This is a genomic window from Rubripirellula lacrimiformis, assembly GCF_007741535.1.
Classification (GTDB): domain Bacteria; phylum Planctomycetota; class Planctomycetia; order Pirellulales; family Pirellulaceae; genus Rubripirellula; species Rubripirellula lacrimiformis.
In genome coordinates this window covers 1,734,437-1,749,128 of sequence record NZ_CP036525.1, presented here as the reverse complement: position 1 = coordinate 1,749,128, position 14,692 = coordinate 1,734,437, and the positions used below count along the sequence as shown (strand labels likewise).

9 protein-coding genes are annotated in these 14,692 nt (G+C 60.1%); 5 read left to right on the top strand and 4 right to left on the bottom strand.

Annotation, left to right across the window (positions count from 1 at the left end; translation table 11 throughout):
• Positions 1 to 142: 142 nt before the first annotated feature.
• Positions 143 to 1,111, bottom strand: coding sequence for a type I phosphomannose isomerase catalytic subunit (locus K227x_RS06130; RefSeq protein ID WP_145168713.1), 969 nt, complete (start codon positions 1,109 to 1,111; stop codon positions 143 to 145).
• Positions 1,112 to 1,318: 207 nt separating this feature from the next.
• Here K227x_RS06130 and tatC point away from each other — a divergent pair, with 207 nt between their 5' ends.
• Positions 1,319 to 2,422: a twin-arginine translocase subunit TatC gene (gene tatC, locus K227x_RS06125; protein ID WP_145168712.1), complete on the top strand. Its 1,104-nt coding sequence runs from the start codon at positions 1,319 to 1,321 to the stop codon at positions 2,420 to 2,422.
• Between the two features lie 346 nt (positions 2,423 to 2,768).
• On the opposite strand, the gene K227x_RS06120 is transcribed toward tatC, so the two are convergent.
• The 3 genes from K227x_RS06120 to K227x_RS06110 all read right to left on the bottom strand — a co-directional run bounded on the left by K227x_RS06120 (position 2,769) and on the right by K227x_RS06110 (position 7,725).
• Complete coding sequence (locus K227x_RS06120; RefSeq protein ID WP_145168711.1) at positions 2,769 to 4,175, bottom strand: AMP-binding protein; 1,407 nt, start codon at positions 4,173 to 4,175, stop codon at positions 2,769 to 2,771.
• A 235-nt stretch (positions 4,176 to 4,410) separates the two neighbouring features.
• Positions 4,411 to 5,433, bottom strand: coding sequence for a class II fructose-bisphosphate aldolase (fba, locus tag K227x_RS06115; protein ID WP_145168710.1), 1,023 nt, complete (start codon positions 5,431 to 5,433; stop codon positions 4,411 to 4,413).
• Between the two features lie 354 nt (positions 5,434 to 5,787).
• Complete coding sequence (locus tag K227x_RS06110; RefSeq protein WP_145168709.1) at positions 5,788 to 7,725, bottom strand: YjhG/YagF family D-xylonate dehydratase; 1,938 nt, start codon at positions 7,723 to 7,725, stop codon at positions 5,788 to 5,790.
• 269 nt (positions 7,726 to 7,994) lie between these two features.
• On the opposite strand from K227x_RS06110, the gene K227x_RS06105 reads away from it, so the two are divergent.
• The 4 genes from K227x_RS06105 to gluQRS all read left to right on the top strand — a co-directional run bounded on the left by K227x_RS06105 (position 7,995) and on the right by gluQRS (position 14,675).
• Positions 7,995 to 10,988 carry a PSD1 and planctomycete cytochrome C domain-containing protein gene (locus tag K227x_RS06105; protein WP_145168708.1) on the top strand — a complete coding sequence of 998 codons (2,994 nt, stop codon included), beginning with the start codon at positions 7,995 to 7,997 and terminating at the stop codon, positions 10,986 to 10,988.
• Positions 10,985 to 12,460 carry a DUF1501 domain-containing protein gene (locus tag K227x_RS06100; RefSeq protein ID WP_145168707.1) on the top strand — a complete coding sequence of 492 codons (1,476 nt, stop codon included), beginning with the start codon at positions 10,985 to 10,987 and terminating at the stop codon, positions 12,458 to 12,460. The genes K227x_RS06105 and K227x_RS06100 overlap by 4 nt, the downstream gene beginning before the upstream one ends.
• A gap of 245 nt (positions 12,461 to 12,705) precedes the next feature.
• On the top strand, positions 12,706 to 13,533 hold the full coding sequence (locus K227x_RS06095) for a protein kinase domain-containing protein (RefSeq protein ID WP_145168706.1): 828 nt from the start codon (positions 12,706 to 12,708) through the stop codon (positions 13,531 to 13,533).
• Positions 13,534 to 13,751: 218 nt separating this feature from the next.
• Positions 13,752 to 14,675, top strand: coding sequence for a tRNA glutamyl-Q(34) synthetase GluQRS (gluQRS, locus tag K227x_RS06090; RefSeq protein WP_145168705.1), 924 nt, complete (start codon positions 13,752 to 13,754; stop codon positions 14,673 to 14,675).
• Positions 14,676 to 14,692: the final 17 nt, after the last annotated feature.

The following is a 14,692-nucleotide window of genomic DNA, read 5'->3' as shown; positions in this document are numbered from 1 at the left end:
CGCCGTAAGAGCGATCCGACCAAAGCGAGCCACAGAAACACACCAAGGTCTATTTGATAGCAATCGGACAGAGGCCCCAGCCTGGGCTAGCGGACGTCGCCGTAAAGCTTCAAAACGTTTTCCCCGGTAGCGGTCATTCGGTTCAATCGGGCAAATGCGACGCCAGCACGGTCGAATCGGGCGCCGAAACCGAAATCCCGCAGGCTCCCATCGCCGCCGGCAGCATCACGGTCGCCCCGGTTTCCAGCGGATATCTTCGGTTTCCGTCGACCAGCGTCGCCCGACCGCGGGGGACCGTGACCAGGTGGAATCGACCGTCCCCGCCGATGGTGTCGGTGCCCCCCAACAGAACGTTCAGCACAAATTTGTCGCAGCTGACCATCGTTTGCCAGCCGGTGGCCAGAGCATCACAGCGGACCGCCGCGACTGGTCCGCGCTGATAATCGGTCACTTCCAAACTGGATTGGATGTGCAGAGGCCGGCCATTTCCGGCATCGTCGACTCGGTTCCAGTCGAACAATCGAAACGTGGTGTCGCTGGACTGTTGGATTTCGGCCACCACCAACCCGGATCCCAAGGCGTGCACGGTCCCGGCCGGGATAAAGACGATATCGCCAACCTCGGGATGAAACGTGTGAAGCGTTTCTTCGGTCTGGCCCGCCGCGATCGCCTCCCGCAGCGTCGATTGGTCGACGCCGGACTTCAATCCGGCGTAAATTTGGCTACCGGGATCCGACGCGACGATGTACCAGGCTTCGGTCTTCCCCAGATCGGGCTGAGGCATCTGTTTGGCGTAGGCATCATCCGGGTGGACCTGAACGGACAACACGCGGTTGCAATCCAGATATTTCAGCAGCAGGGGGAACGATCCCTGGGGCACCTGATCCCCCAACAGCCATTGGCGATGGCCGGCGATCACTTGGGCCAGGGTCTGACCAGCCAAGTCGCCGTCGGTGACAACGCTTTGATCATCGCCGTGATCGACGATTTCCCAGCTTTCGGCATAATTTTCGTCGCTGCCGATGGGTTTGCCCAAAAGTGACCCCAAACGGCGTCCACCCCAGATGGTCTGTTTTAGAACGGGCCGGAACGACAGTGGATATGGTTGCATTGAAATGATTTTTTCGGTGACAGCAGCGAAATAGACTCTTTCGATAGCCCAGCAGTACGAGCGTTTTCGACTTGGGCTGTTATATTGAGAGACTACCTCGTTTTCGCGAGGCCCCAACGCGGATTTTTCCCGCAAAATTGCCCAGAAACCTACCTCAACCTTCTTTGTCGCCAGATCTTCGAGTTTGGCCGATGTGAGAGACGATACGTGGACCGATTGGCTCGCCCCAAAGACGACCTGTTTGATAACTCGACCATGACATTCGGGGAACACCTGGATGAACTGCGTCAGTGCTTGGTGAAAGCCATCTTGTGGCTGGCGGGCGGATTGATCATTGGGCTGTTCTTTGCCGACTCGGTCATCCTGTTCATCCAACGGCCGCTGGAAAGCGCGATCCGCGAATTCCAGGCGGACCGGGACCTGCACCAAATGGGATACGACCCGCATGCCGACGAAGTCCAACCGCTGCGTACGTTCCTGGCCGGCGGTTCGCTGATCGCCGAAATTGTCTACGACGTCCCCGAGGAATTCCAAAAGCTGACGATGGATTCGCTGATCATCCCGTCCGCTACGACATCCGCGCAAAGCGGTGACGCCGCCAGCGCAGGCCTCGATGCCCCGCTGGAACAGGTCACCGTCGAACCTCGACAACTGGCCGACATTTTGGGGTCGCTTCCCGATCCGAGCCAGCTGCAACCACGACTACAGTTGCGGCAAAACAAAACGGGGCTCAGTTCGCTGAAGATGGAAGAGCCCTTCATGATCTGGGTCAAAGCGGGGCTGATCGTCGGCGCCATCTTTGCATCCCCGATGATCTTCTATCACATCTGGGCGTTTGTGGCCGCGGGACTGCACGACCATGAACGACGGTACGTGTACATCTACCTTCCGCTAAGCGTGGTGCTGTTTATATCAGGCGTCGTGTTGGCGTTTTTCTTGGTGCTGCACTACGTGCTTGCCTTTCTGTTGGCATTCAATGGATCGATGGAAGTGGCGATCGAGCCGCGGCTTTCGTACTACGTCAACTTCGTGCTGATGCTGCCGCTTGGGTTTGGCATCGCGTTCCAACTGCCCCTGGTGATGCTGTTTGTTCAGCGAATCGGAATCCTGGAAACGCAGGCCTACGTCGACAGCTGGAAAGTCGCCGTGCTGGTGATCTTTGTGATCGCCATGGTCGTCACCCCAGCCGACGTGACCAGCATGGTAGCGTTGGCGATCCCGTTGGTATTCCTGTACATGCTAGGGATCCTGATGTGCATGCTGATCCCACGTGGCCGCGGCCTGGGGAGCGACGCCTACGACCCGGCCTAGTCCCTGCGGGACGATCGGTCCGTCGCCGACGATGACACGCGCATCGTCGGCACGTGAGCTTGACGTTCGAGTTTAAACGCGAGTTCGAGTTGCACCTGGGATCATCAACTGCGGAGCAGCGACAGCTCTTTGCCGGTGGTCTTGACCACCGGAATGGTTCGATAAACCTTACTTTCTTTTTCCCCTCGCTCGGATCGCCGCCTTTGGCGGCGATCCGAGCGAGGGAAAAAGGGAGAAGGTCGGCGACCCCGGGTACCGGTGGTCAAGACCACCGGCAATCAGCTATCGCCACTTCGTGGCTAGAAATCGCGGTTGCGATTGCCGGCATGGCACCAGCAGCGTCTGGCTACCCGCCGTGACCCAATCGGTTCTGTAGGACCCGCTGTCGACAGTGCGTTCCCTTGGCCGTCAGTTCTCCGTCATCGCGTGATAGCGGCGGGTTGAATCGGTGGATACTGGCTCGCTTGGCCTCGGGGTATTGCTGCAACACCGCACGCACCGGATCGTTGGGATCGGCTGCCGCTCCGCTGGCCTGTGGATCCCAATCGATCCACAATTCCAACGCACCTCGCCACACCAGCAATGCGTTTCGCACTCCCGCGATTCGCTGGACATCACGTTCGATCCAGCTGGGTGAAATCTTTCGACCGTTGTCCATCACGATCACATCGTCGGATCGCCCCAGGATCCGCAGCTGGCCGCTTGCTTGATCATGCTGGACCAAGTCGCCGGTTCGCAACCATCCCTGGCTGTCGATCTTCAGTGCAGTCGCCGCCGCGTCACCACAGTAGCCTTTCATGACGTGCGGCCCACGCACGAATAGTTCGCCACCGCGAATCTGATGTTCCCAGCCATCGACAAAATCGCCCACCATTCCCGGCCGGGCATTGTCGGGCGTCGCACTGCAGATCACCGGTCCCGTTTCGGTCAGACCGTAGCCTTGGATCACGGTCACACCAAGCTGTCCAAATTGCTGGAATGCGTCGACTGAAATCGCAGCACCACCGCATCCGAGCAACCGTAAACGGTCCAGCCCCAGCGGCTCCAAACCTTCGTCCAAGATCCGATATGCGGTCGCCGGCACCGTGTTGACCAGGGTCGGACGAACGATGGGCGCCAAATGGCGCAGCCCTTCGTACCCCATCGTGACCGCCCATGTGCAACCGCTTAGCAGCCACGTGCCCAGATCGCAGGTTCGCGCATAGGCGTGCGAGATCGGCAACATCGTCAATCGCACGTCCCCGCCCGCGCCGACCGAGTTGCCCGCGCTGCCCGAGCCGCTGGGGCATCTGGGGCTGCTTTCCCAGGGACGCTGTGGCACCGCCTGTAGCTTGGCGGCCGCGTTGCCGACCAGATTGGCATCCGTCAACATCACGCCCTTGGGCGTGCCCGTCGTGCCGCTGGTGAACAACACCAACGCGACGTCCGGTTCGATCGGGGCACGCATCGCACGCGCGATCAGGTCCTGTTGAACCTGGGGGGCCAGCCTTCCATCGACCGAAATTTCGCAGCCGCCGGACCGCATCACAGCCAAGACGTCCACGATCTGCTGGTACGAATGATCCGACGGGACGACGATCGCCGACTGACCTTCGAACTGCTGCGACCGATCCTGGACCTGATCGGCCAACTGCTGCCATGTCGCCCGTTTCCATTGGCCTGCGTCGCGGTCCCATGCGACCACCGCATCACCATCACCACGCATGGCAACCTGATGGTCCAACGCATCGATCAGCTTGGAAAAGGTCTTCAACGTCACAAACCTCTCTGGCGTCACCCAAATCAACGGGAACCACTGATAAGTCAACGCACGGGCACCTGGCCGCGCATGAAAAAACCGCGTCGACGGAAACGACGCGGCTTCGTATTGGGCGTTTTCGCGGGCGGAAGATTCCCGGCCGCTGACGCGTCGCGGATCACGAAATCAATGACCTGCGACTGTCCAAACGGCGAATCAAAGAGTCGCCGACCTGATAAGCGGTACCGAACTAAGCGGTGGTGCCCATCGAAGCACGCAGCTTCGATGCGTTACCGGCTTGGCCGAAGGCGGTCATGCGAGCGACGCAGACGTTCTTCATGGCCACGCGAGCTGGTTTCAGATAAGCACGTGGGTCGAATGCACCTGGATCTTCGGTCAACACCTTGCGGATCGCACCGGTGATGGCCATTCGGCAGTCAGTATCGACGTTGATCTTACGAACACCGCTCTTGATACCGCGTTGAATTTCTTCGACGGGCACGCCGTAGGTTTGCTTCATCTTGCCGCCGAACTGGTTGATGATGTCTTGCAGTTCTTGCGGAACGCTGCTGGATCCGTGCATGACCAAGTGCGTGTTGGGCAGTTTGGCGTGAATCGCTTCGATTCGGTCCATTGCCAAGACTTCGCCGGTTGGCTTCTTGGTGAACTTGTACGCACCGTGGCTGGTGCCGATGGCGACGGCCAACGCATCCACGCCGGTTTCTTCGACGAAACGTTGTGCTTCGTCGGGATCGGTCAGCAGTTGATCGTGAGTCAATTCGCCGACAGCACCGTGACCGTCTTCTTGTTCGCCTTCGCCGGATTCCAGCGATCCTAGGCAACCGAGTTCGCCTTCGACGCTGACGCCTTGGGCGTGAGCCGCTTTGACGACTTCCAACGTGACCTTCACGTTGTAGTCATAGTCGGCTGGGGTCTTGCCGTCTTCCTTCAGCGAGCCGTCCATCATGACGCTGGTGAAACCGTTGTCGATCGCCGACTGGCAGGTCGCAGGGCTGTTGCCGTGGTCCTGGTGCATGACGATTGGAATGTGCGGGTACAGTTCCGTCGCTGCGATCATCAGGTGACGCAGGTAAGCGTCTTGCGAGTAGGCGCGGGCACCGCGGGAAGCCTGAATGATGACCGGCGAATCGGTTTCTTCAGCCGCTTCCATGATCGACTGGATTTGTTCCATGTTGTTGACGTTGAATGCAGCGACGCCGTAGTTATTTTCGGCGGCGTGATCGAGGACAACACGAAGTGGGACCAAAGGCATGACGGATACCTGTTCTGTAATGAATCGGGAAGCGGTTAGTTTTTCGATAGGCGTCGATTATCACGCCAAAATGCCGACCCGCAAGGGCGGAATCCTAAGCGGGCCGATCCCAACCGTAGCCGCCTTCGTGGGGCCAGATGGGCCGTGTTAGATTCCGCCGGCAGCCGGCCCCAGGCCCCCCCACGAACGGACGGGCCGGAATCGCGAGCGGTTCAGTTCGCCGAATTCCCCGCGGAATCAGCCGTTTGAATGACCGAAACTTGGGGATACAAAGGGGGGGACGTCTGGCAAAGTCCACGACGTTAGAAGTGAGACACGGGAGCTTCGCGCTGGATTGAATCGGTCGATGAACGCCTAGGAATCCTTGGTGAGCCGGCGGACGATTTCGTCGACGTCATACACGCAGCCGCCCCAGGTCCCACCGCCAGCCTGTTGCAGGGCGGCCCACAACCGAGTGTCCTCGGGCATGTCGGGTTCCACCTGCAAATCGGGGTGCGCAGTCCGGCTGGCCAATATTTCTTCGGCCGTCATCGAATCGTCCGAGCTGACCAGATTCACGTGGCCGGTCAGTTCGTTGCGATCGATCAGAATATCGATCACGTCGCCGTCACGAACTTTGGCGATCGGACCACCCGCCAACGCTTCGGGGCCGACGTGCCCGATGCACGCACCGGTGCTGACCCCCGAAAACCGAGCGTCCGTCACCAACGCCACTTGTTTTCCAAACGACAGATATTTCAGTGCTGACGTGATCTGGTAAGTCTCTTCCATCCCGCATCCGATCGGTCCACGGCCGATCAACACAATCACGTCCCCGGCTTGGATCGCGGGTTCCGATTGGCCCTTGATCGCTGCGATCGCGTCGCGTTCGGACACGAACACTCGCGCCCGGCCACGGTTTCGGTACACACCATCGGCGTCGATCACGGTAGGGTCGATGGACGTCGCTTTGATCACCGAACCTTCGGGACACAGATTGCCCGACGGGAAGCACACGGTGCTGGTCAAACCACGACTTTTGGCAACCTTGGGAGTCATGATGACTTCGTCGGGATCGATCCCGTCGGCATCGCGTAAACGGTCGCGGCAAACTTGGCGACGTTCGCAGGATTCCCATTGATCCAAGATTTCGTCCCAGGTCATCCCAGCGACGGTACGGGCCTGAGTCTTCAATAGCCCTAGATTTCGCAGGTGCCAAGCGACTTCGGGAACGCCGCCGGCCAGGAACAATCGCACCGTTGGATGGCCGACCGGTCCGTTGGGCAAACAGTCGACAAACCGTGGCACCATCCGATTGATTTCGCGAAACGCGGCCGCGTCAGGGCGTTTCAGACCGGCGGCGTGTGCGATCGCGGGGATGTGCAACAGCAGGTTCGTGCTGCCACCGACCGCGGCATGAATCAACATCGCATTGAACAGTGCGTCGTCCGTCAAAATGTCTGACATCGTTTCGCCACGCTGGACCATGCCGTGCGAAGCGTCCGCCGAATCGCGTGCCAGTTGAGTCCAGATCGGTTGACCGCTGGGCGCAAGCGCCGCGTGCGGCACCGTCATCCCCATCGCTTCGGCGACCACTTGGCTGGTGGCCGCAGTCCCCAGGAACTGACATCCACCACCGGGGGTTCCACAGGATCGGCAACCTTCCAATGACGCCTCTTCCAAACTCATCTCGCCGCGAGTGTATCGCGCACCGATCGTCTGGACCTTACCCGAATCTTCCCCGACTGAGGGCGGCAACGTGACACCGCCGGGAACAATCACATTGGCAAGGTGCCCGGTGCCGGCAAGCGCCATCATCATCGCTGGCAACCCCTTGTCGCAGGTCGCCACGCCGATAACGCCCTTGCGCTGTGGCAGGGAACGAATCAAACGCCGCATCACCATCGCAGCATCGTTGCGATAGGGCAGTGAATCGAACATCCCTTTGGTGCCTTGGGAACGGCCATCGCAGGGGTCACTGACGAAGGCCGCAAAAGGGACGCCTTCGTGTTTGCAGATCTGTTCGGCGGCCGCCTGCACCAACAAACCGACTTCCCAGTGTCCGGTGTGGTATCCCAGCGCGATCGGCGTCCCATCGGGCGCCCGAACGCCACCCTGGGTGCTAAGAATCAGGAACTGGTCACCGAGAACGCGGCGTGGATCAAAGCCCATGCCCACACTTTGGGTCAGCCCAAAGATGTCGCCGCTAGTCCACTGACGAAGGATTTCGTCCGAAAGCGGTAGCGAACCACTGGGGCCCTTGGCATGAGTCTGGATCGAATCGGGGTCGAGTGCTTGAAAGAATTGGTTCATGCAACAATCGTATCGAATGCTGGATCGGTCGACAGCCATGCATCGACCACGCGTCAGGCCCGTCCCCCTCGAATCGAATCGAATCGTCTCGAATCGAATCGTCTCGCGCGATTGTCCTCCCATCCGTTTCCTGGCAACGCCCGTGCGCTGCCGCCCCCCCCCCTGCGGTCCCGGCAAAATTCGGTGCTGAGGGAAAACATCGGAAAGCGACCGGATTCGGTTACAATGCGATCCTCGCCGCCCACCCCACCATCCACTCATCGACGCTCATGCGAATTGCAGCTTTTTTCGGCCTGATCATCGCTGTCGCAGTCTCGACGCCTGCCAGCCATGCCGGGGCCGCCGAGCACGAACCGATTGACTTCAATCGCGACGTCCGACCGATCCTGATCCAATACTGCACGTCTTGCCATGGCGGTGTGAAGCAGGCCGGTGATGTCTCGTTCGTCTACGCCGACCGCGTCCTGCCGCCCGATGGATGGATCGTCGAACCGGGTGAACCCGATGAATCGATTTTGATCCAGCGGATCACGACCGACGATGCCGACATGCGGATGCCGCCGGCGGACGAACACCCCGAACCGCTGCCGGCCGAAGACGTCGAAACGCTGCGGCGTTGGATCAGCGAAGGTGCAAAGTGGGGTGATCTGTGGTCGATGGCGCCACTGAAACTTGATGCGCCGGCGGTGCCAGGCGATTCGCCATCTGCGGTGGCCGAATCTTCCTGGGCCAAAAAGAAACTGGACCTGTTCGTCGAAACCAAACGAACCCAACAGGGGCTGTCCCCATCGCCCCCGGCCCCGCCGAACCAGTGGCTGCGGCGCGTGTCGCTGGACCTGACGGGATTGCCGCCAACGCCCGCACAGATCGGTGCGTTCGAATCGGCGTGCAAATCCGCCGCCAATGAAGCCGCCCGCGACCAAATCTATGCCGCCGAAGTCGATCGACTGCTGGCCAGCCCCCAATACGGCCAACGCTGGGCATCGATGTGGATGGACCTGGCCCGGTATGCCGATTCGATGGGTTTCGAAAAAGATCCGCACCGCGACATGTGGCCCTATCGCGACTGGCTAATCCGGTCATTCAACCGCGACATGCCCTACGATGAATTCACCATCAAACAACTCGCTGGCGATCTGCTGCCCGACCCCACCGCCGACGATTTGATCGCCACCGCCTTTCATCGCAACACCCAAACCAACACGGAAGGCGGCACCGACGACGAGGAGTTCCGCGTTGCCGCGATCATCGACCGGGTCAACACCACCTGGACCGTCTGGCAGGCAACCACGTTTGGATGCGTCCAATGTCATTCGCACCCCTACGATCCGTTGGAACACGACGAGTACTACCGATGCATGGCGTTGTTCGACAGTTCGCTGGACGCCGATCTTCCCGACGACTACCCCACGTTCAAAGTCCCGACGAACCCCGACGACATCGAACACGCTTTCACGGTCCAACGCGAATATGAAAGCGCTCGCCAGCGACGCAACGACTTCGGTCGCCAGCGCTGCGGCGACACCCCGTGGACGCCCGCCACCCCCACCAACGCCACGTCGTCTGGTGGAAAGCTAAAGATCAACGATGACCACGTCCAAACCGCATCGGGAACCTTCCCGGTCGGTGTGGAGTACACCATCGATTTGGCTGGACCGACATCGCCGGACGAGAACGCCGAATCGGCAATCGATGGCGACACGATCACGGGAATCCGACTAGAGATTTTCCCCGACCCGGGCAATGCACCGGGACAGGGATCATTGCTGACTCACCTGCGCGTGGCCGTGGTCGACAACCAAGGCGACCAAGAAAAATCGACGGACATTGCGATCGCCGACGTGTTTGTCGATGCGTTGACTCAGTCAACGGATCCTCGCGATTCGCTGCAGGGCAACTCCGGCGGCGTGGGCGAGCACCCGAAACTGAACGACCGGCGTTGGGCGTGTTTCATCTTCAAGGAACCGGTGAAGCTTGCCGATCATCAGAACCTGCGACTGCGGATGAAGCAGAGCCAATCGACAACGGGCAACCTAGCGACGCCGATACGCGACTTTCGTTGGTCCGTCACCGACGATCCCGCGTTGACGGAATTGTTGGCGAATCCGCAGCTATCCGAGTTCACTTCGGCTTTGGACCAGGCGAAGAAACAGGCCGACGAGATCTCCGGTGCGTCGTTGCCGATCGTTCGATCGCGGCCCAGTCAAGCGGCGCGAGTCACACGAACCTTCATTCGCGGCAATTGGATGGAACGCGACGACGCGGTAACGCCGGGCATCCCGGCGGTGTTCACCCAGTCGGCCCCACTGATCGACGACGCCAAGGCCCCGAACCAACAGGCTGCAGCGGTCGTCGAGAATCGGTTGGACTTCGCCAACTGGTTGGTTTCCAAAGGCAACCCGTTGGCGGCACGTGTTTGGGCCAACCGCATTTGGGCTCAACTGTTCGGTCGCGGCCTGGTCGAGACCGAAGAGGATTTCGGGTCCAGCGGCTTGGCCCCATCCGACCCGATGCTGCTGGATCACTTGGCCGACTTGGCTCGCAACGAACATCGCTGGCATCTGAAACCACTGCTTCGCGACATCGTCCTGTCGTCCACCTATCGTCAAACCCACGACGCGTCCGATCAAAACATGGCGGTCGATCCACGGAACCGCTACTTTGCTCGCGGCCCACGCACGCGACTGTCGGCCGAAATGATTCGCGACCAAGCACTGGCTGCGTCCCAACTACTGTCCGACGAATCCGGCGGCCCCTCGGTGATGCCACCGCAACCCGACGGTGTCTGGCAAGCCGTTTACAGCGGGGCACAGTGGAAGACATCCGAAGGCGACCAACGCTACCGGCGAGCCCTTTACACGTATTGGCGTCGGACCAGCCCGTACCCGAGTTTCTTGACATTCGACTCACCGACTCGTGACCTCTGTTCGGCCCGTCGACTGGACACCAACACTCCGCTGCAAGCTCTTGTGACGCTGAATGACCCTGTCTATCAAGAGTGTTCGGCAGCACTGGCAAAAAACGCCATCGATCAATCCGGCGAATCGGTCGAAGTAGCGATCGATTCCATGTTCCGCAGCGTGACCAGCCAGACGCCGAACGATCTAGAACGATCCGCACTGCTGTCGCTGTACACCGATCTTCGCAGCCCACCGACGTCATCCAGCGATGATGGGGCCGACAACAACGACGACATCGACCTCCCCACCCTTAGCATCGTCGCCAACACGATCTTGAACCTGGACAAGGCACTGACCAAATGAGCGACATCAACCACCCGAATCAGGACCGCGATTCGATCCGCGCCGGCGTGGCCCGCTGGGCGACTCGACGCCATTTCCTGAAGGACTGTTCCCTCGGACTGGCCGGAATGTGGCTCGGCAGCGGCCAGAATCAACCGCTGATCGCGGCCAACGATCGCCACCTGGGAACGCACTTTCCCGCCCGTGCGAAACGCGTGATCTTCCTGCACATGGCGGGTGGCCCCAGCCAGATGGAACTGTTTGATTACAAGCCGGACCTGCAATCGCTGGATGGACAAGACACGCCGACCAGTTTTTTAGAGGGGAAACGGTTTGCGTTCATCCAGGGCGTTCCCAAGATGCTCGGCCCCCAGTTCCCGTTCCAACAGTATGGCGACAGCGGCGCTTGGGTTTCGGACCGACTGCCACAATTCCAATCGGTCGTCGACAAAGTCTGCTTCATCAAGTCGATGCAGACGACACAGTTCAATCATGCCCCGGCGCAGTTGCTGCTTCACACCGGCAACCAAAACCTCGGCTCGGCATCCTTCGGTGCTTGGACGATGTACGGGCTGGGCAGCGAGAACGAGAATCTGCCGGGGTTCATCGTTTTGGTCTCCGGCGGCAAAACGCCATCGGCCGGCAAAAGCGTATGGGGATCCGGATTTCTGCCATCGGTGTTTCAAGGCGTTCAGTGCCGATCCAAAGGCGATCCGGTGCTGTACCTGTCCAACCCGGATGACGTGTCGCGGCAACAGCGTCGGCGTGCACTCGATGCGTTGGAACAGATCAACCAAGCAACCTTCCAGCAGACCGGCGATCCGGAGGTGCTGACACGGATATCCCAGTACGAGATGGCATTCCGCATGCAGACGCACGCCACCGAAGCGTTCGACCTGTCCAAGGAAACAGCCGCGACCCATGCTGCCTACGGGACCGAACCGGGCAAAGAATCGTTTGCCAACAACTGCTTGTTGGCTCGCCGGCTGGCCGAACGCGACGTGCGCTTCATCCAGCTATTCCACTGGGGCTGGGACTCGCACGGCGCCGGTGCCGCCGAAGCCTTGAACGTCGGGTTCACCGATCGCTGCAACGAAGTGGATCGACCGATGACGGCGCTGCTGAACGACCTGGACCAACGCGGACTGCTGGAGAACACGTTGGTGGTGTGGGGCGGCGAGTTCGGTCGCACACCGATGCGAGAGAATCGCGGCGGCAAAGAAATGAAACTGATCGGACGCGACCACAACCCGGGTGCGTTCACGATGTGGTTGGCCGGCGGCGGCGTCAAACCTGGATTCACGTTGGGCGAAACCGACGAGATCGGCTACGAAGCGGTCACCGACAAAGTCAGCCCTCATGATCTGCACGCCACGCTGCAACATGCATTGGGGATCGACCACAAACGATTGACGTTCTTTCACCAAGGCCTGCCGCAACGACTTTCCAATGTGACGCAGCCTTCGCGGGTGGTCCATGAAATCTTTTCGTAACGCAAGGCGAACCGCGTCAGGGTCGGCAGAGGGATTCACAACCACTGCGTGCTTGAAAGGAATTCTGGCGAATCCCACTCCGTCGGGGATGGAATCGGCTTTGCAGGTTCTGGTTAGGCAAGACCGGTAAGCTGTGTCGATGGCGCTGGCCTCGCTCGCCTCAGCACCGCTACGTGGTCGATAATAGGATGACTCCCGTTTATCGATGCCGAGCAAAGGATTGCCCCGTGACGAACGTTTCTCCTATGCGTTCCCAAACGACAGCTGCCGCGACCACTTCGTCGACCTCGCCGACCATTTTAGGAATTTGGCGTGTCGGCAAGTCGTTGCACCAGACTGCGACAACGGAACTATCGCTGGCCCAACCGGCCGACGCGAGCGGCAGCCCACGGTGGGACTACGTGATCAAACGATCCACGGGCACCGATATCGAAAGCCGCCGTCAGATCACACAATTTGTTGCTGCCGCGTCGTCCATCGTGCACCCCAACCTGGTTGCCGTATTGGACGCGTCAAACTCTAGCACGTCCCCGTATTTGGTGATGCCACGTTTGGACGGCGTCACGATGCAGTCGCACCTGGACGCATCCGAACTGAAACCGTTGCCCGTCGCACTGTGGTTGGTTCGCCAAGTCGCACAGGCGCTTGAATCGTTGCACGGTTCTGGTTGGGTCCACGGCGACGTGAAGCCCGAAAACATCATCGTTGGTTCGCGTGGACACGTGACCCTGGTGGACCTGGGCTTTGCATCGCGAATCCACACCGTCACCCCGACTCAATTCCGTGGCACGCCTGCCTACGCGGCTCCGGAAACCTTGGCGGGCAATCACGCTGCACTACCGGCGGCCGATGTGTTTTCGATGGGGCGTATGCTTTGGCAGTGGCTGACACACACTCATCCCGCCAGCCGCAGTACGCTGGAACCGATCGCGGATTTGGTCGAAGCGATGGTCGCCGAAGATCCCGCCGACCGTCCATCGGCTGGCCGGATCGCCAGAAAGCTTTTGAAGCTGGAAATTGAAACTCTTGGCCAACATATCGGCCCCGAAGAGGGCGTCCGCCGGGCCGCTTAGAAAGGATCACCGAAAGTCTTGGCGACTTTCGCTACGAAATGTTTTTCGATTGAGTGAGCCGTGATCGCGTGAGCGGCCGGGAATCCCCCCCAATGACAGTGGCCTCACGGCCAGCGGCTCACCATTGCCGTTGAAAGGATCACCGAAAGTCTTGGCGACTTTCGCTACGAAATGCTGCTCCGCGTTTCTCCCTAGCGGCTAGAAAGCGACACCTGACGATGATGAAATCTCGGTTGGCACCATCACCGACCGGCGCTCAACATCTGGGCAACGCGCGCACTTATCTGTTGGCACACTGGTCGGCCATGGCCAGCGGCGCTGGCATGATCCTGCGGATTGAAGATGTCGATTCGCCCCGCATCAAACCGTGGGCGACACAGCAAGCCATCGACGACCTGCGCTGGCTGGGGATCCGCTGGGACGAAGGCCCCGACGTCGGCGGCCCCCATGGGCCCTATGTCCAAACGCAGCGAATCGATCTGTACCGGGATGCTTTGGACCGACTGATCCAAGCCGACCGAGTGTATCCATGCACGTGCACGCGAAAGGACATCGAAGAATCCGGTTCGGCGCCGCACTTCGAACACGAAGGCCCGATCTATCCGGGCACGTGCGCGGGATGGCAGCGGGGCGACGAAGTCCCGCCCCCCGACACATTCTGTTGGCGTTTTCGCGCGGGCACCCAGACCGTCGCGTTTGATGACTTGGTGATGGGATCCCAAGCCTGCGTCCCCGCAACCGATCTGGGCGACTTTGCGATCACCCAGAAAAACGGTGCACCGTCGTACCAGTTGGCCGTCGTCGTGGACGATGCGGCGATGGGCGTGACCGAAGCGGTGCGCGGCAACGATTTGATCGCCAGCACTTTTCGCCAACTGGAAATCTATCGCGTTCTGCAGCACTCACCGCCGCACTTCGCCCACGTACCGCTGGTGCGTGGCCCCGATGGTCGACGTTTGGCCAAGCGGCACGGCGACACTCGGCTGAGCCATTTCCGGGAACTTGGCATCGCGCCCAAACGGATCATCGACTGGGCGATCGAAACCACGGGCATAGCCGATCCGACGGGCGACTTTCAATGGTCGGCGCTGAACCGCGATGATGTTGTGGTGGACTCGGAATGGTTGGCTGCCGGCGGTTGAGGTTGCACCGGGAAAGA

What these genes read in the sequence shown, in the direction of transcription:
- K227x_RS06130 (WP_145168713.1), bottom strand. Translation starts at nt 1,111, where the DNA reads ATGCAACCATATCCACTGTCGTTCCGGCCCGTTCTAAAACAGACCATC.
- fba (WP_145168710.1), bottom strand. Translation starts at nt 5,433, where the DNA reads ATGCCTTTGGTCCCACTTCGTGTTGTCCTCGATCACGCCGCCGAAAAT.
- K227x_RS06110 (WP_145168709.1), bottom strand. Translation starts at nt 7,725, where the DNA reads ATGAACCAATTCTTTCAAGCACTCGACCCCGATTCGATCCAGACTCAT.
- K227x_RS06105 (WP_145168708.1), top strand. Translation starts at nt 7,995, where the DNA reads ATGCGAATTGCAGCTTTTTTCGGCCTGATCATCGCTGTCGCAGTCTCG.
- K227x_RS06100 (WP_145168707.1), top strand. Translation starts at nt 10,985, where the DNA reads ATGAGCGACATCAACCACCCGAATCAGGACCGCGATTCGATCCGCGCC.
- K227x_RS06095 (WP_145168706.1), top strand. Translation starts at nt 12,706, where the DNA reads ATGCGTTCCCAAACGACAGCTGCCGCGACCACTTCGTCGACCTCGCCG.
- gluQRS (WP_145168705.1), top strand. Translation starts at nt 13,752, where the DNA reads ATGATGAAATCTCGGTTGGCACCATCACCGACCGGCGCTCAACATCTG.